An 18,738-nucleotide genomic window follows, 5' to 3' on the forward strand; every position below is an offset into this window, starting at 1 on the left:
TTGACCATTTTGCTCTGTGCCGGCTTCCTGGTGACCTCACTGCTGGGCTATTACGTCGCCAACACCTCGCTGCGGGACAATGCCCTCAAGGCGTTTTACCTCAATCTGCTGATCGGCGTGCTGGTGACAGCGGCCGCCCTCGTGGTGCTCTATCGGTTGATTGCCAGCTACCAGCGCCGGATCGACGCCCAAGCCATTCTCGACGGCCTGACCGAACTGCCGAATCGCCGGGGTTTCGACCTGCTGGCGGTGCAAGCCCTGCACGAAGCCCAGCGCGAGCCCAAGCCCTTGAGCGCCCTGTTGCTGGAGGTGGACAACTTCAAACAACTGGACACCACCCATGGCCACATCGCCAGCGATCAATTGTTGACCGGCCTCGCCCGTGACCTGACCGATAACCTGCGACATTCGGACATTATCTGCCGCTGGAGCACCGATGCTTTCGCCCTGCTGCTCAAGGACACCGACGGCCAGAACGGTCTGAAGATCGCCGAGAAGATTCGCCAGCGCATCGAGCAGCAGCGCTATTTTTGCAGCGGCAAACAATTGCGGGTCACCATCAGCATCGGCGTCACCACCCTGCAGGATCAAGACACCTTGCACAGCCTGCTGTCCCGGGCCGATCATGCGCTGCAGCGCGCCCGACAGACCGGGAGCAATCGAACCTGCGTGGAAATGCCTCACTCCAGCTATGAATAAACTTGACCTCTGTCCGGCCTGCGGTGCCGTCAATGACTGCGCCCTCGCCGCCCCGGAAACCGCCGATCGCGCCTGCTGGTGCTACGGCGTGAGCATCGACCCGGCGGTGCTCCAGGCATTGCCGGCCGAGCTGCGCGACAAATCCTGCCTGTGCCCACGGTGCGCCCGCGTGGATGACCAACTGCGCGCCAAGCCCCGACCGATCGCGTAAGATGCCGGCCCTCCGCCTCCTAGCCCGTACTGCCCATGCGCGTTGACCGATTCCTCAGCAATCTGCCGCGGTTCAACCGCCAACAGGTCCGCCTCTTGTTGGTGGAGCGTCGCGTACGGATCGACGGCCAGACCGTCATCGATCCACAGGCACACGTGCGCGAATTCAGCCGCGTCGAGGTGGATGACGAAGTGCTCCAAGCAGGGCGACCGGCGCGGTATTTCATGCTGCACAAGCCGCCCGGCTGCGTCAGCGCCACACGCGATCCGCAGCACCGTACCGTGCTCGACTTGCTCGACGAACCGGACAAGGATGACCTGCACATCGCCGGTCGCCTGGATTTCAACACCACCGGGCTGATGCTGATCACCAATGACGGCAGTTGGTCGCGGCGCCTGACCCAACCGCAGACCAAGCTGCCGAAGGTCTACTACGTCGAGACCGAACAAACCATCACCGCCGAGTACGCCGTCACCTTCGCCCAAGGCCTGTATTTCGCGTTCGAGGACCTCACCACCCAACCGGCGGAACTGACGCTGCTAGGACCGACGTCCGCACGGTTGAGCATCGTTGAAGGGCGCTATCACCAGGTCAAGCGCATGTTCGGTCACTTCAACAATAAAGTGCTGCGCCTGCATCGCGAACGGATGGGCCCGCTGGTACTGGACGCCCATCTGGAGCCCGGCGGATATCGGGCCCTGGGCCCGGAAGAAATCTGCCTGATCTGAAGGAAATGACCGCTGGGCAGAAGTGTCGAACAATTTTCAATGAGCACTTGCGCAACCGCCGCCCCCCTGCTTGAATCAAACCGTCGGCCGAAATGTGACCGACGAGTCACACCATACCTCTAAGAAACTTTTTGCCGGCTGGAGCCCTCAGGTTCCGCCTCATGCGTCGGCAAACTGCCCGCCATAACAACACCCGTCGACCGGCTGTCATGGATCGACATGGGCCTTATCTTCCAGGCGAATGCCTACCTGTCACATTGCCCGTGCAATCTCATTGCGCGCATACCCGCTTGCCAGGAGTCTTATGACATGAGGCCAGAAATCGCTGTGCTGGATATACAGGGTCAGTATCGGGTTTACACGGAGTTCTATCGCGCAGACGCCGCGCAAAAGACCATTATCCTGGTCAACGGCTCGATGGCCACCACCGCGTCGTTTGCTCAGACCGCGAAAAACCTCTACCCGCAATTCAACGTTGTGTTGTACGACCAGCCCTACGCGGGCAAGTCCAAGGCCCACAACCGCCACGAGAAAATGCTCACGAAGGAAATCGAAGGTCAGATTCTCCTGGAATTGATCGACCACTTCGCCGCCGAGCATGTGCTGTCGTTTTCCTGGGGCGGCGCCGCCACGCTGAGTGCCCTGGCGCAACGGCCACGGCGCATCGAAAAAGCCGTGATCAGTTCGTTCTCACCGGTGCTCAACGCGCCGATGCGCGACTACCTCGAACGCGGTGTGGATTACTTGAGCAGCCTGGACGGCGACCGTGTCGGCCACCTGGTCAACAACACGATCGGCAAGCACCTGCCGCCACTGTTCAAGCGCTTCAACTATCGCCACGTCAGCAGCCTGGCCGAGCACGAATACGGGCAGATGCACTTCCACATCAGCGACGTGCTCCACAGCGACCAGCAGTGCTACGTCAACGCCGCCAAGAAGGTCAACGTTCCGGTGCTGTTCCTGAACGGTGAATGGGACGAATACACCTCTGCCACCGACGCCAGGCTCTTTGCCGACCACGTCCAGCACAGCACCTTCACCACGCTGCAAGCCACCGGGCACTTCCTGGACATGGAACACAAAGCCGCCTGCCGCGACAGCCGCGACGCGTTGCTGGGCTTCCTCAAGCCGACCCGCCACGAAAGCCGACCGCGCTACAGCTATGTGCAGGACTACCATGCACTGGCTATCTGAAAAGTCATCGCGGGCGAGCCTCCGACAACGAGGCTTGCCCGCGAAGACCGCTCTGCTTTGAGGCTTGCGCAGACGGACAACCTCACCGTCCGGAAAGAAAAACTTCAAATCCAAGGCGACATCTGGTACAAAGTTAGCCGCTCTGAGCGGGTGTCGTATAATGGCATTACTCCAGCTTCCCAAGCTGATAACGAGGGTTCGATTCCCTTCACCCGCTCCAATCGAATTCAGATCCTGCGTCGTGGTGGTTTTGACAGGGGATTAAAAAAACCGGCTCTTGGTGGCCGGTTTTTTTTGGTCTGCGATTTGTGGAATTTCAGCAAATATAGAAGGAAGCAAGGATGCACCTGATCGACTCATACCTGCCTGCGTACCAATTTCGGGAACTCCATGCCTTGGACGTTCCGACAGATCCGCCCAGCGCAATGGCGGCAATCCTGGCCCATCGCCCCGAAGACGTCCGATTGTTTCGGTACGCAATCAAGCTTCGCGAGTTGCCGATGCGCCTGTTGGGCCATTCTCAATCCCACCGCGCCGATCAATCCGCGTCATTCGGCCTGGACAACTTCACGCTGCTCCAGCGCAATGGCGACGCAGAGATTGCCTACGGGCTCGCCGGCAAGCTCTGGAAAGCCGACTACGGCCAAGTCTCCATCGCGAATGCCGAAGCGTTCGAGGCCTTCAACGAACCGGGCAATGTGAAGCTGGCGATAAACTTCACCTGTCAGTCCCTACAACCGGGTCTGACAAGAGTCACTACCCAGACACGGGTACAGTGCATCGATGCTGATGCATTGCGAAGTTTTACTGCGTATTGGTATTTGATTCGTCCGGTCAGTGGCCTCATCCGTCGGCGCATGCTGAAGGCGATTGCGAGACGTTGCGCGGCAGGAGCTTTGTAGCGTACGTCAGGGGACCACACCGATGATTTGATTTAGCGAGAATCAAACATGCTTCAACGCAAAAGCGATAACTGCAAACATGGTCAGGGCAAACGCAGCACCGATGCTGAACGGCAGCAACGTAACCCGGATTATAGTCGGGGCCGGGCGCCTCATTTCTTCGGCTAGCGCTTCCACCTCTTGATGCAATTGCTCGATGCTCTCTTGATAATTACGAGGCGTGGACACGTCTTTCTCCTCCAGGCTGCGGCTCTTGCTGAGTTTTGAACTACTCCGGGCAAAGCGCAGTACTTTAATAGCGCAAGTACCGTAGTGTGAGTATTGGCGCATCGTGGCGAACCAGCGTTTAGATTCTAATCCCAAAACCCACAACGGCGGCAATGGCGGTCATTACCGCTGCCCCAACTGCGTACGGGTACCATAAGGCTTCATGCTTGAGCTTTGTTTCCTCGGCCGTAAGCTTACGAGTCTCAGCCAACAATTTTCGGGGTTCGACCAGCAGTTTCTCAAGTTCCAAATTATCGCGGTCGTCCTGGAGCATCCATCCTCCTTTTAAGGGTTAAGCCACCGCGCTAAGCGTCTCTTTCTGCGAAGCCGGGAGAGCCTGCCCCACGTCAATCGCTCATCGCCAGCCATTCATTTCGAGGGGAACACTATTTCCTATCTGCTCGGTTACGGATAGTGGGTGATTTCCGCGTGGTTTGTAGGCAAAACCAGCAAGTTGCGTACGACAGACAACGGCCTCAGCCCCCAGCCAAATGCCCCAACGGCAACGGTCCCGGCGCCTTCACCGTGTTAATTGCAAAATTGCTGCGAATATCACTCACTCCTGGCAGCTTCAGCAGCTTGCCTGTGACGAACCGGTCATAGGCCCGCAGGTCGGGCACCACCACCTGCAGCAGGAAGTCTGACTCGCCCGACACCAGGAACGCCGAGATCACCTCGGGCAGTGCGGTCACTGCTTGACGAAACGCCTCGGCTCTTTCGTCGGTGTGCCGTTCGACCTTGATGCCGACAAAGATCGTCATACCAAGGCCTACTTCATCGCGGTCCAGGATGGCTTGATAGCCGCGAATCACTCCCGCTTCTTCGAGCATCCGCACACGGCGCAGGCACGGTGACGGCGACAAGCCGATTTCTTCGGCCAGTTGCACATTGCTCAACCGCCCGTCCCGTTGCAGTGCCGTCAGGATTTTGCGGTCGTAACCGTCAAGTTTCATAATTTGGCATTTTCAATTTATATGACTGAACCACTTGGCAGGTTATGCCAATTTCTAAAGCTTTAGAAGCTGAGTACGCAACCACCTGCCCTGCCCTTCGGCCATAGACTGACACCTTCAATTCACTGATTGCGGGGGTGTGCGATGACAGAGCTCTGGCTGTTTTTCATGGCGTTGACGGTGGCGTACCTGTTGCCCGGGCCGGACATGATTCTCGTGCTGCAAACCGGCGCCCGTCAGGGCCGGGCCGCGGCGCTAGCGACGGCGGTAGGATTGGGGATTGCCCGGGCATGCCATGTCGCGTTGGCAGCGATGGGCCTCTCGGTATTGTTCAAGACGGCACCCTGGACCTTCGATGTGGTGCGCCTGGCCGGGGCTGCTTACCTGGCTTGGATCGGGTTTCAATGTTTGCGGACGACGTTGTTGCCCAGCTTCGAAGGAGACGCACCTGCGATCGGAAAGCGACAATGGCACCAGGCGATCCAGCGCGGCCTGCTGACGAACCTGCTCAACCCCAAGGCCTTGCTGTTTTGCTCGGTGTTGCTGCCGCAGTTCATCCATCCACAGGACGGGCCGGTGCTGGAGCAATTCGCAATCTTGGGTATGGTGCTGGTCGGCGTTGGCCTGCTGTTCGATTCCGCCTATGCATTGGTGGGTGTCGCACTCGGACGCTGGCTTCGACGCTCGCCTTCGGCCCAGCGCGCGCAACAATGGTTGTTTGGGAGTTTGCTGATTGGTTTTGCGGTGCGGCTGACGTTTGTGCAGCAGTCCTAGGTCCAGTGGATAAACGGGTCCTATTGGGAAGCGGGCTCAAAATCGGGGCCGCTTCACGCCCAGCGGGAGCAAGCTCCCTCGCCACGCCAGCCCCCGTCTCATCCTGAAATAAAGGCACCCTCGTTCTCCCCGTCCTTGTGTGACGCCGCTTCTAGACTTCAAGCGCAGATCCCACCAGTCCCAACCGTCGCTCACGGTGGTTATGGTGTTGATCATTCCTCATCAGTAGGTATAGTAACCACCAATAACACCACAGGGAGGTGTTGTGAATAGCCGATTCTTGATAAGCCAAACTGTTGCGGATGGTTGGTACCTGGTGCGTATCCGAGGCAGTCACCATCACTTCAAGCACCCGACCAAACCGGGGCTGGTCACGGTTCCTCATCCCAAGAAGGACCTGCTCAAGAAGACGGCCATCAGTATCTTGCAACAGGCCCTTCTCCAGACAGCCAGTTGCCCCGTTTTTCCGGAGGACGATTGAATGCTTTACCCGATTGCGATTTCCATGGGCGATGACAAGCACGCCTGGGGTGTTGAGGTGCCGGATATTCCCGGTTGTTTTTCCGCAGGTGACGACCTGGATGAGGCCATGGCGATGGCGCGTGAGGCGATCGAGGGGCATTTCGAGATTCTCGCTGAAGACGGCTCACCGATTCCATCGGCCAATACCGTTACCCTGCACGCGGCCGATCCGCGATATGCCGGGTGCACCTGGGCGCTAGTGGATATTGATGTGACCAAATACCTGGGCAAGGCGCAGAAACTCAACATCACGTTGCCCGGCTACCTGCTCAACCGGATTGATGAATATGTGTTGAATCATCCTGAAGAGAAGAGCCGCTCCGGCTTCCTGGCATCGGCAGCGCTGAAGGTGCTGCAACAAGGGCGATGAGCAACCGCTGACAAAATACAAACCTGTGGGAGCGAGCTTGCTCGCGATAGCGGCTAATCAGTCGACAGCGAGGCTGCTGATCTGACGCCATCGCGAGCAAGCTCGGTCCCACAGGTTTGGTCCTTATTTGCTCTCCGGCTTGGACTCCTGCATCTGCACCGAAGATTTGGTGCCGTCGGTGTTGTCCTTGGTCTCGTTACCCGAGTTGTCAAAACAGCCGTGCAGGGCGAACAGGCAGCAGGCGAGGCAAAAAGTGCGGGCGAAATTCATGATGGACTCCGATGCTGGGGGCTTTAAGGAGTGACCTGCGAGCGTGGCAATGGTTGCGACTGTCATCGTGCCGGACGATGAACGTCGACGAACGTTTGCGGTTGAAATGTAAGTAGAATTTTCACCGACTCGTTGCTGTCACACCAGACAGGTGCATCCCATAAGGAAACACGGCAATGACGTTCGCAAAAATCGCGCAAAAACTGTCCCTTTGGGCGGGGAGCCCCAAGACATTCCTGGGGGCCATCGTGTTGTTGGCGCTCTGGGCTGCCAGCGGACCTTTCTTCGGTTTCAACGACACCTGGCAATTGATCATCAACACCTCGACAACCATCATCACCTTCCTGATGGTGTTCCTGATCCAGAACACCCAGAACCGCGATACGGATATCTTGCATTTGAAAATCGATGAATTGCTGCGGGCGTCCAAGGACGCGCAGAACGCAATGCTCGGTCTCGAATCGCTGGACCTCAAGCAACTTGAAGCGCTGCGCAAGCAATATCAGGACATGGGCAAAGACGAAGCCAAGAGCCTTGACGGTATTGAGCAGAAGAACAAGATCGACTTGAACCAGTGCTGATGCAGAGGCGCGAGTGGTCCATGCCACTCGCGCATTTTTTGCGCATCAGGGCAACGGGTTGCCTCCCGTCACGCCAAACACTTCCCCGGTGATATAACTCGACTCTTGCGATGCAAGCAGCACATAAAGCGGCGCGCATTCCGCAGGCTGTCCGGGACGTTTCATCGGAACCTGGGAGCCAAACGTAGGAATCTTCTCCCTAGGTTGTCCTCCGCTGGGTTGCAGCACGGTCCAGATCGGCCCCGGCGCAACTGCATTGACACGGATGCCCTTGCTGATGACTTGCCCGGCCAATGCCTTGGTAAACGCCACGATCGCCGCCTTGGTGGTGGCGTAGTCCAGCAGCGTTGCGGACGGATCGTAGGATTGGATCGACGCCGTATTAATGATGGTCGCACCGGCCGGCATCAGTGGCACCGCAGTCTTGCAGATCCAGAACATCGCATAGATGTTGGTTTTCATGGTGTCGTCGAACTGCGCGGTGGTGATATCGGCGATGTCTTTTTGCGCCTCCTGCTTACCGGCGACATTGACCAGGATATCCAGGCCGTCGAGTTGCTGTTGCGCCATCTTGACCATTTGCGCACAGAACGCTTCATCCTTGAGGTCGCCAGGGATGGCGATGGCCTTGCGGCCCTCAGCCTTGATCAGTTCGATGACTTGCTGGGCGTCGCGCTCTTCGCTGGGCAGGTAATTGATCGCGACATCGGCGCCTTCCCGGGCGTAGGCGATGGCGGCGGCGCGACCGATCCCGGAGTCACCGCCGGTGATCAGTGCCTTGCGCCCTTCCAGGCGGCCGAAGCCTTGATAGGATTTTTCGCCATGATCGGGTTGCGGCAGCATGTCCTGGTCGATGCCCGGCGGGGACTGCGGCTGGTCCGGAAATTCCGGACGCGGGTATTGGGTCAGCGGATTCTGCATCGCGTATTGGTTGGGTTCTCGGCGTGTAGACATCGAGGTTCTCCTTTCTTGCGGGCAAAACGAGCCGGGACGTTGGCGCCCCGGTCCTGAACATAAGTCGGCGCAGTGGATCAGCGACTGGCCTGCAACGCCCTGGCCATCTCGAGATGGGTCTGCAGCTTGGGCAGCGTTTCGTCAGCGAACGCCTTGATCTCCGGCACGTCGGTGGTCTGGGCCTGCTGCTGGATCTGCTCGATGGCTTCTTCAGTGGCCTTGACCTGGCTGGCGGCATAAGCCGCTTCGAACGACTCGCCCTCGGCCACCTGCGGCATCAGGGTCTTGGCCTTGTCCGCCACCTCTTCCCGTGGCGCGACAGGCAAGTCGAGCTTCTTGGCGATTTTCGCCAAATGTTGGTTGGCGGTGGTGCGGTCGTTGATCACCATGATGGTGTAGTCCTTGACCTCCCGTGACTCCGCTTTCGAATGCGCCTCACGGCTGGCCTCGATGTCGGCCATGCCTTTGGCGGATGCATCGTTGATGAATTCGACAGGTGACTGGGCCCAGGCACTGCTGGCACCCAGGCCCATCAGCACGACAACACTGGTGGTGCGTAAAAAGGTGGCCATCCGGCTCATGGTCGCGCCCTCCTCTGAAATAAAGTCGCGACGCAATTTCCGTCGCAGAAATCAGAACCACCGTTGGGTATTCAGCGAGACGTGCGACCCGGCTTGCGGCCAATCTCGGCCTTCAGCGGGCTTTTATCGACGCTCGCGATGGTGGTTCTCCCACTTTTGCGACCTGCTTCGGACACCTTCGTTCGATCGTGGACGACGTTTCCCGGATAAATGTTGCTAGACCCGCGCATGGCCCGGCCCTCCGTATTGCAAGAAATGACGGGCACGCATGCCCCGTATTTCATTGGAAATGGCCCAAGTCTCAAGGTTTGAAAAACACACGAATGCCACGACGAACGGTGGCGCGGACTCAGATGCCGAAGGCTCGGTGGTTGTGACGCTTGGCGGCGTACATCGCCTCGTCGGCGTGGCGGAACAGGGTGATGTCTTCGGTGCCATGGTCGGGAAAGCAGGCCACGCCGATGCTCGGTTCGATACTCAGGCAGTGGCCATCCAGCCGCAGCGGCTCAGCCAATGCACGGCGGATTTTTGCCTGCACCCGCTCGGCGTCTGTGACGTTCTGGATGCTGTGCAACAAGACGACAAATTCATCACCGCCGATGCGCGCGACGGTGTCGATTTCGCGAATGCAGCCCCTGAGCCGACTCGCCACCGCTTGCAACAACATGTCGCCAACGCCGTGGCCATAGGTGTCGTTGACCTGCTTGAAACGATCCAGGTCGATATACAGCAAGGCCATCCGCCCCGACGCGGCACGGGCCGTGGCCAGCGCAGCCTTGAACCGCTCGCGCAGCAGCTCGCGATTGGGCACCTGGGTCAGTTGGTCGTACTGCGCCATGTGCTGCAACCGGGCGTGCAATTGCTGGCGCTCGATGGCGAGGGTGATCTGCGCACAGACGTATTGCAGCAATTCCTTGTCTTGTTCGGTGTAGCGTTCGCTGTCCGGGGCACTCTTGACGATCAAGGCGCCGATCGTACCGTTTTGAGAATTCAGCGGCACACCCAGCCAACAAGGCGATTGCGGCGTCGACACAAGGTCATGGAACTCTGCCGGCAAGGAACTGCAACCGGGGGTGAGCAGGATCGGCTGACCACTGCGGATGACTTCGGCGCACAAGCGTCCAATCATCGTGCCGGGCAATTCGGGTTGTCGCTCTCGATCGTCGACGTGATACGCAAAGTCGATCTGCTCGCATTGCTCGTCATACAGCGCCACCGAAAAATTCAGCGCCGGTAGCCACTCGCCGATGATCAGGTGGACGCGCTTGAGCAAGGCCAGCAGGTCGGCGGCGGCATGGGCTGCCTCGGAGATCGCATACAACGCCGCCTGACGGGACTCCGCCTGCTTGCGCTCGGTGATGTCACGCGCCACCGCGATGCGCAGTTGGTCAGCCTCCGACCAGCGGGCCGACCACAGGATATGCACCACGCCACCGTCCTTGCGCAGGTAGCGGTTCTCGAAATTGAGCTTAGGCTCGCCCTCCATGATTTCCCGCGCAGCGTCGAGGGTCCGCTGGCGGTCGGCGGGATGCACCAGGTCGATCATTCGCCGGCCGATCAGCTCCTGTGGCGTGTAGCCCAGAATGCGCTCGCACGCCGCACTGACGAACACGAAACAGCCTTGGGCGTCGACGGCACATACGGCGTCCAGCAACAAATCGAGGTAACTGGCCAGCGGCGCGGGATTTCGAGTATCCATGACGCGGTAAGCCATCCGGGTGATACAGCCATGGGAGAACCGGGCATCCGTCAATCCGCGCCGCCCTGCAGACATGCGCAACCACGTATACCCACATTACCGATGAGGATAGCGCAGGCAATGGGACCGCCCTTGGAAAATTGACATCATTTTGCCAACACGCGATGGACAAGACCGAAGCGAAATCCATATTCAATGGGTTGACCACGCGCGCAGGGTAGCAAACGCAGCAAATTCACGGGTCGAAACCCTACTCCCACGCCGCAAATGGATTTCCCGTCCATCTCCCTAGGCAAGGTCCTACGTAGAACTCTCCGATCACTCTCAAATACACCGGAAACAGCCGATTCAAAGCCCTGCCCAGCAGTCTGTAAAGTCTCGACATACACACAAAGTGAAACACCCACGGACAGCAACGCATCACCAAGGAATGTACTCGAACCATGAACCAGACTGCGCTACCACCCCATCGCTTCAGCAACTATCGCAAGGTGATTTCCCTGGCGGACCAGGACTGGCAGAACGCCGACACCGGAAAAGCCGCCGGATTGAATGTGCACATCGAGAGCCCCAATGTGCTGGTCGACCAGCATGGTCGGACCTTCCACCACTTCTGTACGACATCCTACCTGGGCCTGGATTATCACCCCGCCTTGCTGGATGGAGCCATGACGGCGCTATGGGAAGCCGGAACCCTGCGCGTTGCCAACTCGAAAAATCGCTGCAAGCTGGAAATCCTCGACCAATACGAAAGCCAACTGTCGGAGTTGTTCGGCGCCAGTTGCCTCAGTGCATTGTCTTGCAGCGCAGCGAGCTCGGGAATACTGCCGTTGCTGGCCAGCGGTGCCTTGACCGGCAATCGACCACCGGTCATGGTCTTCGACAAGCAGGCCCATTACTCGATGAACCATATCAAGGCCGCCTGTGCGGATGAAACCCAGGTCATCACCTGCCCACACAACGACATGGACTTCCTCGAAGACGTGTGCAAACGCCACGCTAACGTGACCTACGTGGCGGACAGCGCCTACAGCATGGGCGGCATGGCGGACCTGGATAGCCTGATGTGTCTCAAGCAGCGCCATGGCCTGTTCCTTTATCTGGACGATTCCCATGCGTTGTCCGCCGTGGGGCCCTCCGGCATTGGCCTGGTGCGATCGCGAATCCAGGCGGTGGACGAACGCACCCTGATTGTCGCCTCGCTGGCCAAATCATTCGGTGCCAGCGGTGGACTGGCCATGTTTGGCAGTGAACGGCACAAGACCCTGGTGCAACGTTACGGCGGCCCAAGCAATTGGTCGCAAAGCCTGAATTCGGCCGCTATCGGCGCAGGCATGGCCTCGATCCGCTTGCACCGCAGTCCCGAATTCAGTTCGTTGCAGGAGCGTTTGCAAGCTAATATCCGGCTGTTCGACAGCCTTATCCGCACCGAACAGTACGCCAGCCCCATGGCGATTCGCCTGGTGCACTGCGGCGAGGCGGTCCTGGCCACGCGTCTCGCGGTTGAACTCGCCGAACTGGGGTATTTCACCTCAGCGGTCTTTTTCCCCGTGGTGCCACAAGACAAAGCCGCGATCCGGATCACCCTGCGTGCCGACATGACGCCTGAGGTGATCCGTTCGTTCTGCGAGCAGGTCATTGACCTGCTGTTGGCCCACGGGCGCGACACTCGCCCTTGAATCGAGCCCTTGATGAACAACCGCACAACCCTGATCGTCACCTGCGCCACCGTTTTCCTCGCACAACTGGGCATGAGCATCTACCTGCCGGCCGTGCCTGACATTGCCCTGGACCTCAAGGCCAATGCGGCCCAGGTGTCGTGGGGATTGTCGGTCTACCTGATCGGCATGGCGCTGCCCATGCTGTCATGGGGCAGCCTGAGCCAGCGGCTCGGGCGCAAACCCGTCTTGCTTGCGGCATTGGTCCTGTACGGCCTGGGCAACCTGGCCTTGCCGTTGGGCACGTCACTGGAAGCGTTCTTGACGTTCAGGTTGATCCAGGGCATCGGTGCCAGCGGTATTTCGGTGATGGCGCGGGTGTTGATCCGCGACACGTTCAGCGGCGGCGTGCTGGCCAAGGCGCTGTCGTGGATATCGATCGCCTTCGTGGTTGCCCTCGGCATCGGCCAGTACCTCGGTTCGTTGATCCAGCTCGCGTTCGGGTGGGAGGCGATTTTCCTGGGCTTGGGTGCGGTCAGCCTGGTGATGGCAGCGGCGGTGTCCAGGGCCCGGTTTCCGATATTGACCGAAGTAAACAGTGGGCAATCGGCGTGGCACGTGTACGGCCAAATCGTCAGGCATCGCGGTTTTCTGCTACCTGCACTGGCAGGTGGGCTGGGGTATGGCGTGATCATCGCCTTCAACACCGGTGCGCCGCTGATCCTGCAGGAAAGTTTCCATTGGTCCGCCATCGAATACGGCCTGTTGGGCTGGCCGATCAGCGCGGCGTACCTGCTCGGCGCGTTGGCGGTGAATGCATTCGTGCTACGCACCGGCCAGCGTCGACTGATGGGCTGGGGCATCGCGCTCGTGCTGGGCGGCAGCGTGACCATGCTGACGGGAAGCATTGCATTGGGCAGTGTTGCCCTGCTGTTCTGGCTCCCGTACTGCTTCGCGGTGTTCGGCCAGTCGTTGAACTACCCCATCAGCCTGTCATTGGCGAACGAGGGCTCGCCAGTCGCCGGCGCATACGCCATGGCACTGAGCGGTTTCCTGCACCAGTTGATGGCCTCCGCGATCGGCGCCTTGGCCAGCCTGTTGTTGAGTCAACAGGCCTGGCCATTGGCGCTGTTGTGCACGCTGTTGGCGATGGCGGCGATGTTGTGCGTCAGGTTCATGCCGCCTCGGGCCACTTAGAACGCGCCGCGGAAAATTTCCTCGATCTGGCGCTGGTCCGCCGCTCGCGGGTTGGTCAGGCCGCAGGCATCCTTCAAGGCGTTGGCGGCGAGTACCGGCACGTCATTGAGGCGCACGCCCAGCTCACGCAAGCCCGCTGGAATGTCCACATCCACGGCCAGGCTGCGAATCGCCGCGATGGCGGATTGCGCACCTTCTTCAGGGCTGAACCCACGAATATCGGCCCCCATGGCATGGGCTACGTCCGTCAGCCGGACGGCACAGACCGCGGCATTGAAACTCTGCACATGGGGCAGCAACACGGCGTTGCACACGCCATGGGGCAAGTCATAGAAGCCGCCCAACTGATGCGCCATCGCATGCACGAAACCCAGCGAAGCATTGTTGAATGCCATCCCCGCCAGAAACTGCGCGTAAGCCATGTTCTCCCGTGCGGCCAAGTCATTGCCGTCACGCACGGCCAGGCGCAGGTTGTTGCTGATCAAGGTAATCGCTTTGAGGGCGCAGGCGTCGGTGATGGGCGTGGCGGCGGTGGAGACATAAGCCTCGATCGCATGGGTCAGCGCATCCATGCCGGTCGCGGCGGTCAATCCTTTTGGCATCGCCACCATCAGGGCTGGGTCGTTGACCGACATCAGCGGCGTGACGTTGCGGTCGACGATGGCCATTTTCACATGACGCGTCTCGTCCGTGATGATGCAGAAACGGGTCATTTCACTGGCGGTGCCGGCCGTGGTGTTGATGGCGATCAGCGGCAGTTGCGGCTTGCTGGAGCGGTCGACGCCTTCGTAGTCGCGGATCTGCCCGCCATTGGTCGCGCACAACGCGATGCCCTTGGCGCAATCATGGGGAGAGCCACCACCCAGCGACACGATGAAATCGCAGCGGCTTTCCTTCAGCAAGCCGAGCCCGAGTTCAACGTTGGCGATGCTCGGGTTGGGCTTGGCACCGTCGTAGATCACGGCGTCGACATCCTGTAATGCCAGCAACTCGGCCACCTTGGAGGCCACGCCGGCCTTCGCCAACCCCGCGTCGGTGACGATCAGTGCCTTGCGAAAGCCGTAGTTGCGGATGGCGGTCATCGCCTCGTCGAGGCAACCCAGGCCCATGATGTTCACGGCGGGAATGAAAAAAGTGCTGCTCATGGGGACACGCTCCTGAAAGAGGCCGGATCGGCAGGGGCGTACAGGATTGACCGACTGGTCACAACGTATCTTGATCTGGCTCAAGACTGGGTCGTGATAAAGTCACGCCCTGCCTTTGCCACGTTTTGAGATGACTTTCGCAATGACCGATTTCCAGGAATACGACGCCCGGCTCGAAGATTGGGAGACCTTGCGCGCCGACACGGCCTTCAGCGGCCTGTTGGTAGGCAACGGCGCCAGCCGCGCCGTGTGGGACGATTTCGGCTATGACTCGTTGTTCGAAAACGCCCGTACCGTCGAGGAAAAACCCCTCAGTCCGTCGGAGCTGAGCGTGTTCGATGCGCTGCAGACCCGCAGTTTCGAGCAGGTGCTGGGTGCGCTGAAAACCACCAGCCGGGTCAACAAGGCCCTGGCGGTGAGCTCCGCCGCGCCGCGCAATCGCTACTACGCGATCAAGGAAGCGTTGATCAACGCCGTGCACGCCATGCACATCCCCTGGCGGCTGGTGCAAGCGTCGACCCTGCAACGTCTCAACCAGGAACTGGGCCGCTACCGCACGGTGTTCACGACCAACTACGATTTGCTGAGCTACTGGGCGATCCAGCACGCTCCCGACACCGTCACCGACCTGTTCCTGGGAGCCGATCACAGCTTCGACCTGAGCCAGGCCAACACGGATAAACCACGCCTGCTGTACTTGCACGGTGGCTTGCACCTGGTGCGCAACCAGGACGGCACGGCACGCAAGCTCACCTCCACCGAGGGTACGTTGCTGGGCAGTTTCGCCATCAACAACACCCTCAAGACCCTCGATGATGTCCCACTGTTCATCAACGAAGGCCCGAGCCAGGACAAACTCAAGACCATCCGCAGCAGTGACTACTTGTCGTTCTGCTACGACCAGTTGCTGCAGCACGGCGACAACCTGTGCCTGTTCGGCCACGCCCTGGGCGAGCAGGACAGCCACATCGTTGATGCCCTGCGCCAGGCCGCGCCGAGAACCTTGGCCATCTCGATCTACCCGCGCAGCCAGGCTTTTATCCAGCACCAGAAACGGCATTACGCCAAGCTATTCCAAGGCCTGGACATTGAGCTGCGCTTCTTCGATGCCAAGAGTCATCCGCTGGGCGATCCGAAGCTGGCAGTGCCGGTTGAGGTGTAGTCTCCCGGTGACGTCTACAGGGTAATCGCCGTGCCCAGCAACGTCAGGAACCCCGCCAACCAGTTCGGATGCGCCGGCCAGGCCGGTGCCGTGGCCAGGTTGCCCTGGACGTGACCTTCGGTTACCGGAATATCGATGAAAGTCCCGCCGGCCAAGCGCACCTCCGGGGCACACGCCGGATAGGCGCTGCACTCGCGGCCTTCCAGGATGCCCGCCGCCGCGAGCAATTGCGCACCGTGGCACACCGCGGCGATCGGCTTGCCGGCCAGATCGAAATCACGCACCAGTTGCAGGACCTCTTCATTCAGGCGCAGGTATTCCGGAGCGCGACCGCCCGGCACCAGCAGCGCATCGTAATCGGCGGCCAGGACCTTGGCGAAGTCATGGTTGAGGGCAAACAAATGCCCCGGTTTTTCGCTGTAGGTCTGGTCGCCCTCGAAATCATGGATCGCGGTGCGGACGGTCTGGCCAGCCGTTTTATCCGGGCACACGGCATGCACCGTGTGGCCGATCATCTGCAACGCCTGGAACGGCACCATGACTTCATAATCTTCGACGTAATCGCCGACCAGCATGAGGATTTTCTTTGCGGCCATGGACTGGGCTCCTTTGGAATGCGTGAGGGTGGACGCTTTAAAGGTAGACCGGTACATCGGTAGGTGAGGGATAAGCGCTGATTACCTGACGGGCTGTACCTCTGCCCCTCGTGGGAGCGAGCTTGCTCGCGATTCAGGCGATGCGGTGTTTCAGGCACACCGCGTTATCGTTTCATCGCGAGCAAGCTCGCTCCCACAAGAGGTCAGTGCTGTGCGGCGAGGTAGCCATCCGCTCGCAGCAGCGTTTCGAGGCAGTGCTCGGTGATGTGATAGAACGCCTTGAGTTCTTCGATCCTGGCGAGCAGTTCGGCGGGATCCGCCGGTTCGGCACGCTTGACTGCGAGGATCATCTTGTTCTTGTTGGTGTGGTCCAGGGAAATGAACTCGAACACCTTGGTCTCGTAGCCGCAGGCTTCGAGGAACAACGCCCGCAAGCTGTCAGTGACCATTTCCGCCTGCTGGCCCAGGTGCAAGCCGTACTGCAACATCGGCTTGAGCAGCGCCGGGCTCTGGATCTGCAGGCGGATCTGTTTGTGGCAGCACGGCGAGCACATGATGATCGAGGCGCCCGAGCGGATGCCCATGTGGATGGCGTAGTCGGTGGCAATGTCACAGGCGTGCAAGGCGATCATCACATCCACCGCGCTCGGCGCCACGCTGCGCACGTCGCCATGCTGGAAGCTCAGGCCCGGGTGCTCAAGCCGCGCGGCGGCTTCGTTGCACAGCTTGACCATGTCTTCGCGCAACTCGACCCCGGTCACCACGCCTTCGGCCTGCAAGGTGTTGCGCAGGTAATCGTGGATGGCGAAGGTCAGGTAGCCCTTGCCCGAGCCGAAGTCCGAGACCCGCACCGGCTTGTCCAGGGCCAGCGGCGAAGACGTCAGTGCATGGCTGAAGACCTCGATGAACTTGTTGATCTGCTTCCATTTGCGCGACATCGCCGGAATCAGTTCGTGCTTGTGGTTAGTCACGCCCAGGTCAGCCAGGAATGGCCGGCTCAAGTCGAGGAAGCGGTTCTTCTCGCGGTTGTGCTCGGTCGATGGCACCTCCCGCAATTGCTGGGGCTTGCTCTTGAACAGCGAGCTCTTGCCCTTCTTGCTGTACTCCAATTGCGCCTCGTCGGTGATCGCCAGCAGATGCGCGTTCTTGAACGAAGCCGGCAACAGCGCGGCGATGGTATCCACGCCTTCGGCCAGCGGGAAATTCTTGGTGATGTCGCGGGTCTTGTAGCGATAGACGAAGGACAGGCAAGGCTGATCCTTGACCGTGAGCTGCTTGATGATCAGCCGCTGCAGATCGGTTTCGTCACCGACGTACTTGGCCAGCACCAGCTTGATGAACGCGTTCTGCTCGAGATTGGCTTGCAGCAGCGCGATGAACTGGGCGTGGTGATCCGGCGCGGGACGGGCGGGAGTTGCAGTGACGGACATGGAGAAGCAGCCTCGGGGCGGGCGGATCGGGAATGGCGGGTATTTTAGGGGGGATGGGGTGCCAGGGCACGGGGAATTTCCTGTGGCGAGGGGATTTATCCCCGTTGGGCTGCGCAGCAGACCCAAATCAGACAACAGATCTCGACCCATAACCGGCTGTCGGCTAAAGGGGGCTACGCCCCCAACGGGGATAAATCCCCTCGCCACAACGGTGTCCGGCAGACACTCAGCCCAACACCACCAACCGATTCGGCAGTTCATTACGCGCATGGGTCACCGGTACGTGCTCCTTGAGCAATTCGCCGCAGGCCTCGATGCACGTCACAAAACCCTGCAACGTCTGGCCTTGGCGAACCTGCTGGGTGAACGCCGCGACAATCGCATCCCAATGTGTATTGTCGAGTCGCTTGGAAATGCCCTCGTCCACCAAAATCTCCACATAGCGCTCGGCCTCGCAGACGAAGATCAGCATGCCGGTGCTGCCCACGGTGTGGTGCAAGTTCTGTTCGAGAAATTGCCGGCGCGCCAGGTTGGAAGCCCGCCAGTGGCGTACGGAGCGAGGGATCAGGTGCGTGGTGATGCCATGCATGCGAAACACCAGGCACAGCACGATGAAACTACCCCACTGCACCCACAGCAGACTGTGCAGGGTCAGCCAACCTGTCAGGTACTGCAAGGCGCCGGGGACCACCAGTGCCAGCAGGCTGGCCCATAGCAACGGGATGTAGGCGTAGTCATCGGCGCGGGCGGCAAGCACCGTGACCAGCTCGGCGTCGGTGTCGCGCTCGACCCGGGCGATGGCCTCGGCCACTTTGTGTTGTTCGTGTTCAGTCAGTAATGCCATG

General features: G+C 59.8%; 22 protein-coding genes, 1 tRNA gene and 1 pseudogene. 13 read left to right on the forward strand and 11 right to left on the reverse strand.

Translation table 11 applies throughout. From position 1 onward, the window contains the following. Nucleotides 1-42: 42 nt before the first annotated feature. From KSS97_RS21950 to KSS97_RS21975, 6 genes and pseudogenes are all read left to right on the forward strand, one after another. Nucleotides 43-699, forward strand: a pseudogene (locus KSS97_RS21950) (GGDEF domain-containing protein); the annotation flags it as partial. Continuing rightward, nucleotides 692-910, forward strand: coding sequence for a cysteine-rich CWC family protein (locus tag KSS97_RS21955; RefSeq protein ID WP_217860148.1), 219 nt, complete (start codon nt 692-694; stop codon nt 908-910). The pseudogene KSS97_RS21950 and the gene KSS97_RS21955, both read left to right, overlap by 8 nt. Nucleotides 911-945: 35 nt before the next feature. Then, on the forward strand, nt 946-1,638 hold the full coding sequence (locus KSS97_RS21960) for a pseudouridine synthase (protein WP_217860149.1): 693 nt from the start codon (nt 946-948) through the stop codon (nt 1,636-1,638). Between the two features lie 309 nt (nt 1,639-1,947). Continuing rightward, a complete protein-coding gene (locus KSS97_RS21965) occupies nt 1,948-2,832 on the forward strand; it encodes an alpha/beta fold hydrolase (protein WP_030138315.1) in 885 nt (294 codons plus the stop codon). Nucleotides 2,833-2,978: 146 nt separating this feature from the next. After that, nucleotides 2,979-3,052, forward strand: a tRNA-Gly gene (locus KSS97_RS21970). A 121-nt stretch (nt 3,053-3,173) separates the two neighbouring features. Beyond that, nucleotides 3,174-3,734, forward strand: coding sequence for a hypothetical protein (locus KSS97_RS21975; protein ID WP_217860150.1), 561 nt, complete (start codon nt 3,174-3,176; stop codon nt 3,732-3,734). A gap of 42 nt (nt 3,735-3,776) precedes the next feature. Here KSS97_RS21975 and KSS97_RS21980 read toward each other — a convergent pair whose 3' ends face one another. The 3 genes from KSS97_RS21980 to KSS97_RS21990 form a co-directional block, all read right to left on the reverse strand. After that, nucleotides 3,777-3,962: a hypothetical protein gene (locus KSS97_RS21980; protein WP_217860151.1), complete on the reverse strand. Its 186-nt coding sequence runs from the start codon at nt 3,960-3,962 to the stop codon at nt 3,777-3,779. 118 nt (nt 3,963-4,080) lie between these two features. Continuing rightward, nucleotides 4,081-4,275: a hypothetical protein gene (locus KSS97_RS21985; RefSeq protein ID WP_217860152.1), complete on the reverse strand. Its 195-nt coding sequence runs from the start codon at nt 4,273-4,275 to the stop codon at nt 4,081-4,083. Between the two features lie 202 nt (nt 4,276-4,477). After that, nucleotides 4,478-4,954, reverse strand: a complete 477-nt coding sequence (locus tag KSS97_RS21990) for an Lrp/AsnC family transcriptional regulator (protein ID WP_198797118.1) — start codon at nt 4,952-4,954, stop codon at nt 4,478-4,480. 144 nt (nt 4,955-5,098) lie between these two features. Between KSS97_RS21990 and KSS97_RS21995 the strand changes: the two genes are divergently transcribed. The 3 genes from KSS97_RS21995 (at nt 5,099) to KSS97_RS22005 (ending at nt 6,620) form a co-directional block, all read left to right on the forward strand. Beyond that, nucleotides 5,099-5,728, forward strand: coding sequence for a LysE family translocator (locus KSS97_RS21995; protein WP_217860153.1), 630 nt, complete (start codon nt 5,099-5,101; stop codon nt 5,726-5,728). A gap of 265 nt (nt 5,729-5,993) precedes the next feature. Next, nucleotides 5,994-6,209, forward strand: coding sequence for a type II toxin-antitoxin system HicA family toxin (locus KSS97_RS22000; RefSeq protein WP_217860154.1), 216 nt, complete (start codon nt 5,994-5,996; stop codon nt 6,207-6,209). Beyond that, complete coding sequence (locus tag KSS97_RS22005) at nt 6,210-6,620, forward strand: type II toxin-antitoxin system HicB family antitoxin (RefSeq protein ID WP_030138469.1); 411 nt, start codon at nt 6,210-6,212, stop codon at nt 6,618-6,620. A gap of 123 nt (nt 6,621-6,743) precedes the next feature. Here KSS97_RS22005 and KSS97_RS22010 read toward each other — a convergent pair whose 3' ends face one another. Continuing rightward, nucleotides 6,744-6,890: a hypothetical protein gene (locus KSS97_RS22010; protein ID WP_217860155.1), complete on the reverse strand. Its 147-nt coding sequence runs from the start codon at nt 6,888-6,890 to the stop codon at nt 6,744-6,746. 176 nt (nt 6,891-7,066) lie between these two features. Between KSS97_RS22010 and KSS97_RS22015 the strand changes: the two genes are divergently transcribed. Then, nucleotides 7,067-7,471 (forward strand): low affinity iron permease family protein, encoded by a 405-nt coding sequence (locus tag KSS97_RS22015; protein WP_030138468.1) that lies wholly within the window; start codon nt 7,067-7,069, stop codon nt 7,469-7,471. A gap of 45 nt (nt 7,472-7,516) precedes the next feature. On the opposite strand, the gene KSS97_RS22020 is transcribed toward KSS97_RS22015, so the two are convergent. The 3 genes from KSS97_RS22020 to KSS97_RS22030 form a co-directional block, all read right to left on the reverse strand. Then, on the reverse strand, nt 7,517-8,425 hold the full coding sequence (locus tag KSS97_RS22020; protein WP_030138467.1) for an SDR family oxidoreductase: 909 nt from the start codon (nt 8,423-8,425) through the stop codon (nt 7,517-7,519). A 77-nt stretch (nt 8,426-8,502) separates the two neighbouring features. After that, the gene (locus KSS97_RS22025) at nt 8,503-9,006 is read right to left on the reverse strand and encodes a DUF4142 domain-containing protein (RefSeq protein WP_030138466.1); all 504 of its coding nucleotides are present in this window, start codon (nt 9,004-9,006) and stop codon (nt 8,503-8,505) included. Nucleotides 9,007-9,355: 349 nt separating this feature from the next. Further along, nucleotides 9,356-10,705 carry a sensor domain-containing protein gene (locus tag KSS97_RS22030; protein WP_217860156.1) on the reverse strand — a complete coding sequence of 450 codons (1,350 nt, stop codon included), beginning with the start codon at nt 10,703-10,705 and terminating at the stop codon, nt 9,356-9,358. Between the two features lie 443 nt (nt 10,706-11,148). Here KSS97_RS22030 and KSS97_RS22035 point away from each other — a divergent pair, with 443 nt between their 5' ends. Both KSS97_RS22035 and KSS97_RS22040 read left to right on the forward strand, forming a co-directional pair. Further along, nucleotides 11,149-12,384 (forward strand): aminotransferase class I/II-fold pyridoxal phosphate-dependent enzyme, encoded by a 1,236-nt coding sequence (locus tag KSS97_RS22035; protein ID WP_217860157.1) that lies wholly within the window; start codon nt 11,149-11,151, stop codon nt 12,382-12,384. A gap of 12 nt (nt 12,385-12,396) precedes the next feature. Then, a complete protein-coding gene (locus tag KSS97_RS22040; RefSeq protein ID WP_217860158.1) occupies nt 12,397-13,560 on the forward strand; it encodes an MFS transporter in 1,164 nt (387 codons plus the stop codon). Here KSS97_RS22040 and yiaY read toward each other — a convergent pair. Beyond that, complete coding sequence (yiaY, locus tag KSS97_RS22045; protein ID WP_030138462.1) at nt 13,557-14,705, reverse strand: L-threonine dehydrogenase; 1,149 nt, start codon at nt 14,703-14,705, stop codon at nt 13,557-13,559. The genes KSS97_RS22040 and yiaY overlap by 4 nt on opposite strands. Nucleotides 14,706-14,847: 142 nt before the next feature. Between yiaY and KSS97_RS22050 the strand changes: the two genes are divergently transcribed. Then, entirely contained in the window at nt 14,848-15,867 is a 1,020-nt protein-coding gene (locus KSS97_RS22050; protein WP_217860159.1) for a DUF4917 family protein, read from the forward strand. A 14-nt stretch (nt 15,868-15,881) separates the two neighbouring features. On the opposite strand, the gene KSS97_RS22055 is transcribed toward KSS97_RS22050, so the two are convergent. The 3 genes from KSS97_RS22055 to KSS97_RS22065 all read right to left on the reverse strand — a co-directional run bounded on the left by KSS97_RS22055 (nt 15,882) and on the right by KSS97_RS22065 (nt 18,737). Further along, nucleotides 15,882-16,463 (reverse strand): DJ-1/PfpI family protein, encoded by a 582-nt coding sequence (locus KSS97_RS22055; protein WP_030138460.1) that lies wholly within the window; start codon nt 16,461-16,463, stop codon nt 15,882-15,884. A 203-nt stretch (nt 16,464-16,666) separates the two neighbouring features. Next, nucleotides 16,667-17,893, reverse strand: a complete 1,227-nt coding sequence (locus KSS97_RS22060) for a class I SAM-dependent methyltransferase (RefSeq protein ID WP_217860160.1) — start codon at nt 17,891-17,893, stop codon at nt 16,667-16,669. Nucleotides 17,894-18,119: 226 nt separating this feature from the next. Further along, a complete protein-coding gene (locus KSS97_RS22065) occupies nt 18,120-18,737 on the reverse strand; it encodes a TPM domain-containing protein (RefSeq protein WP_217860161.1) in 618 nt (205 codons plus the stop codon). Nucleotide 18,738: the final 1 nt, after the last annotated feature.

Source organism: Pseudomonas alvandae, from assembly GCF_019141525.1.
Taxonomy (GTDB): Bacteria; Pseudomonadota; Gammaproteobacteria; order Pseudomonadales; family Pseudomonadaceae; genus Aquipseudomonas; species Aquipseudomonas alvandae.

Bases quoted from the DNA above. Each gene is read 5' to 3' on its own strand.
- KSS97_RS21955 (WP_217860148.1), top strand. From the start codon at position 692: ATGAATAAACTTGACCTCTGTCCGGCCTGCGGTGCCGTCAATGACTGC.
- KSS97_RS21960 (WP_217860149.1), top strand. From the start codon at position 946: ATGCGCGTTGACCGATTCCTCAGCAATCTGCCGCGGTTCAACCGCCAA.
- KSS97_RS21965 (WP_030138315.1), top strand. From the start codon at position 1,948: ATGAGGCCAGAAATCGCTGTGCTGGATATACAGGGTCAGTATCGGGTT.
- KSS97_RS21975 (WP_217860150.1), top strand. From the start codon at position 3,174: ATGCACCTGATCGACTCATACCTGCCTGCGTACCAATTTCGGGAACTC.
- KSS97_RS21985 (WP_217860152.1), bottom strand. From the start codon at position 4,275: ATGCTCCAGGACGACCGCGATAATTTGGAACTTGAGAAACTGCTGGTC.
- KSS97_RS21990 (WP_198797118.1), bottom strand. From the start codon at position 4,954: ATGAAACTTGACGGTTACGACCGCAAAATCCTGACGGCACTGCAACGG.
- KSS97_RS21995 (WP_217860153.1), top strand. From the start codon at position 5,099: ATGACAGAGCTCTGGCTGTTTTTCATGGCGTTGACGGTGGCGTACCTG.
- KSS97_RS22005 (WP_030138469.1), top strand. From the start codon at position 6,210: ATGCTTTACCCGATTGCGATTTCCATGGGCGATGACAAGCACGCCTGG.
- KSS97_RS22010 (WP_217860155.1), bottom strand. From the start codon at position 6,890: ATGAATTTCGCCCGCACTTTTTGCCTCGCCTGCTGCCTGTTCGCCCTG.
- KSS97_RS22015 (WP_030138468.1), top strand. From the start codon at position 7,067: ATGACGTTCGCAAAAATCGCGCAAAAACTGTCCCTTTGGGCGGGGAGC.
- KSS97_RS22020 (WP_030138467.1), bottom strand. From the start codon at position 8,425: ATGTCTACACGCCGAGAACCCAACCAATACGCGATGCAGAATCCGCTG.
- KSS97_RS22025 (WP_030138466.1), bottom strand. From the start codon at position 9,006: ATGAGCCGGATGGCCACCTTTTTACGCACCACCAGTGTTGTCGTGCTG.
- KSS97_RS22030 (WP_217860156.1), bottom strand. From the start codon at position 10,705: ATGGATACTCGAAATCCCGCGCCGCTGGCCAGTTACCTCGATTTGTTG.
- KSS97_RS22035 (WP_217860157.1), top strand. From the start codon at position 11,149: ATGAACCAGACTGCGCTACCACCCCATCGCTTCAGCAACTATCGCAAG.
- KSS97_RS22040 (WP_217860158.1), top strand. From the start codon at position 12,397: ATGAACAACCGCACAACCCTGATCGTCACCTGCGCCACCGTTTTCCTC.
- yiaY (WP_030138462.1), bottom strand. From the start codon at position 14,705: ATGAGCAGCACTTTTTTCATTCCCGCCGTGAACATCATGGGCCTGGGT.
- KSS97_RS22050 (WP_217860159.1), top strand. From the start codon at position 14,848: ATGACCGATTTCCAGGAATACGACGCCCGGCTCGAAGATTGGGAGACC.
- KSS97_RS22055 (WP_030138460.1), bottom strand. From the start codon at position 16,463: ATGGCCGCAAAGAAAATCCTCATGCTGGTCGGCGATTACGTCGAAGAT.
- KSS97_RS22060 (WP_217860160.1), bottom strand. From the start codon at position 17,893: ATGTCCGTCACTGCAACTCCCGCCCGTCCCGCGCCGGATCACCACGCC.
- KSS97_RS22065 (WP_217860161.1), bottom strand. From the start codon at position 18,737: ATGGCATTACTGACTGAACACGAACAACACAAAGTGGCCGAGGCCATC.